Annotated in this window: 3 protein-coding genes and 1 pseudogene; 2 read left to right on the top strand and 2 right to left on the bottom strand. The window is 71.1% G+C overall.

From position 1 onward, the window contains the following. Together G4D87_RS36725 and G4D87_RS36720 are read left to right on the top strand one after the other, a co-directional pair. A partial coding sequence (locus G4D87_RS36725; protein WP_163787434.1) for a zinc-binding dehydrogenase occupies positions 1–316 on the top strand: 316 nt, incomplete at its 5' end. Between the two features lie 110 nt (positions 317–426). Then, positions 427–651, top strand: a complete 225-nt coding sequence (locus G4D87_RS36720; RefSeq protein WP_163787433.1) for a hypothetical protein — start codon at positions 427–429, stop codon at positions 649–651. A 900-nt stretch (positions 652–1,551) separates the two neighbouring features. Here G4D87_RS36720 and G4D87_RS40095 read toward each other — a convergent pair. Further along, entirely contained in the window at positions 1,552–1,674 is a 123-nt protein-coding gene (locus tag G4D87_RS40095) for a hypothetical protein (RefSeq protein ID WP_275902329.1), read from the bottom strand. Positions 1,675–2,206: 532 nt separating this feature from the next. Then, a pseudogene (locus G4D87_RS40090) lies at positions 2,207–2,440 on the bottom strand (RIO1 family regulatory kinase/ATPase domain-containing protein); the annotation flags it as partial. Positions 2,441–2,448: the final 8 nt, after the last annotated feature.

Here is a 2,448-nt window from a genome sequence, read left to right as displayed (position 1 = left end):
GGTGGAAGTGGGTGGGGCGGGGACCTTCGAGAAGTCGCTGCGCTCGGTCCGGCCCGGCGGAACGGTGTCTGTGATTGGCGTGCTCAGCGGCGGCGCGGGGGCGGTGCCGCTGACGCCCATCCTCATGCAGAACCTGCGGGTGCAGGGCATCTTCGTGGGCCACCGCCAGAGCTTCGATGCGCTCAACCGGGCCTTCGCGTTGCACACCGTGCAGCCGGTGGTGGACCGCGTCTTCGAGTTCTCCGAGGCACGCGCCGCTTTCGAGCACCTCAAGCGCGGGGCGCACTTCGGGAAGGTGGTCATCCGGGTCGGGTGAAACACCGCTCGCGGCCGGACCTGCTCATGCCCACCGTGTGCGCAGGTTCACTTTTTGTGGATGCTCCTGTATTGTTTCAGTGTCGCTTCAGCGACAGAGGGGGAGTCCACATGGTCGCAGGCAAGATCATCAAAGAGGTCGTCAAGGTCATTGGTAGCGGCGCGGCTTACGACGCCATCAAGGGAGGCGCGAAGGCGGTCGCCGACAAGGTCTGGGAGGGGCATGACCCGGACAAGCGCCCTTCACCGCAGCCCGCGCCGACCCGGCCGAAGCCTCCGGAGGCCAAGCGGCCACCGGGCAAGATGCCCAAGGCGGGGCCTCGTACCAAGCCGTAACGCCGCGCCTCGTCCAGGCACCGGTCTTGACGGCCGGTGCCAGGCGCGAGGTCATTGAAGTCGGGCCCTGGAGGTCACTCCGGGAGCCCTGAATGACGGCTCAGGAACCCGCTTCGTGCGAGCCTGGGTCGGACGAGGAGGCCGGGCGGGCCACGTAGGAGACCTGGGGCCCGCCAGTCCTTTGTGAACGCGGACCCCCGCGGCCCTGGGACTGGCGCGGCTGTCGAGGGCCACCCTCGTTGCCGCCGTTGCCCGGCCGGGATTCCCGGACGGTGTTCTGCGCCGGGGCGCCGGGAGCGGACCGGGTCTCGACGACCGGCTCCGGCCTGCCATTGCCGCGCCGCTCGTTCCGGTCGGAGCGAGCCCCGCCGCCAGGCCCCCCCTGGTTCCTCGGTGAAGCGAAGGCGTCGCCGCGAGGCTCGTTTCGTGACGGACGGGCGGTATCGGACGCACGCTGCTCGGTGGTGGGCGCGCCCGGATTGCCACCGCGCGGGTTGGAGCGGGGCGGCCTCCCATTGCGTTGTTCGTTCTGGCGCGGGCCTCCTGAGGGCGCGCTGTCCGCGAACCGCTCATTCGGCGGAGAACCGCCCGGGCCTCTGCCGTTCGCCCGCGGCGCATTCTGGCGCGGGCCTCCATTGTCACGCCGCCCGGAGGGACGCGCGCCTTCTGCGTTGGCGCCATCCGCGCGTTGCTCATGCTGGCGCGGGCCGTCCTGGAACCTGCCATTCGCACGAGGCTCGTTCGAGCGCGGGCCACTCTGGGCACCACCACCACTCGCACGCGGCTCATTCGAGCGCGGGCCGCTCTGGGTACCACCACCACTCGCACGCGGCTCATTCGAGCGCTGGCCGCTCTGGGTACCATCACCACTCGCACGAGGCTCAGTCGCGCGCTGGCCGCTCAGGGCACCACCACCACTCGCACGCGGCTCATTCGAGCGCGGGCCGCCCTGGGCACCACCACTCGCACGAGGCTCATTCGAGCGCGGGCCGCCCTGGGCACCACCACTCGCACGAGGCTCATTCGAGCGCGGGCCTCCCTGGGCACCACCACTCGCACGAGGCTCGTTCGAGCCCGAGCGCCCAGGCGCACCGCCGCCTGTCCGCTGCCCGTTCTGCGGCGGCCGAGCGCTATTGCCGTTGCCTCCGCCCCTCGGCGGGGGGCGGCCTGCTCCGGCGCCCCGGTTGCGCCCGCGCCGAGGCGGAGGTGCCGCCACCGCGGGCTTGCCACGCTCACCGCCACCCTGCCTGAGGACCAGCGCCTCCAGTTCCCGAAGCTCGGCCTCGGCGGCCTCTTCGGGCGTCATGTCTCGCTGGGGGGCGGCGGCTTGCTCGACCGGCGCGGACGGCGGCGGACGGAATTCGCCTCGGTGCTCTTCACCCTGGGGCCGGAACCCCTGGTTCCGAGGACCTCCACGCCTGTTTTGACGAGGCCCCTCCCGGGAGCTGCCCGACGGCACGAAGTCCGTGGTGAGCTCCCGGCGCACATAGGCATTCCAGATTTCGCTCGTTTCGCCCGCGGCGTCATACAGCCAGGGAGCGGTGCTCGCGAGGAAGTTGCGGACGCTGTCCAGGTCGCGCCGGAAATAGAACTCCGCGCGGTTGTTGCGAGCGGCCGCCACCGTCTGCGGGAAGTCGATGATGACCGGCCCCGCGTAGCTCATGAGGATGTTGTACGGGGACAGGTCGCCGTGGATGAGGTCGGCGCACAGCATGTTGATGACTTGCGCCCGCAGGTCCACGTAGAGGGCGTGCGCGTCCTCGGGGGTGGCCGGCGGGGCCTCCACCATGCGCGGGG

It is taken from the genome of Myxococcus vastator (genome assembly GCF_010894475.1).
Lineage (GTDB): Bacteria > Myxococcota > Myxococcia > Myxococcales > Myxococcaceae > Myxococcus > Myxococcus vastator.
Note: the sequence above shows the minus strand (reverse complement) of the source record. Positions and strands in the feature narration are given on the sequence as shown.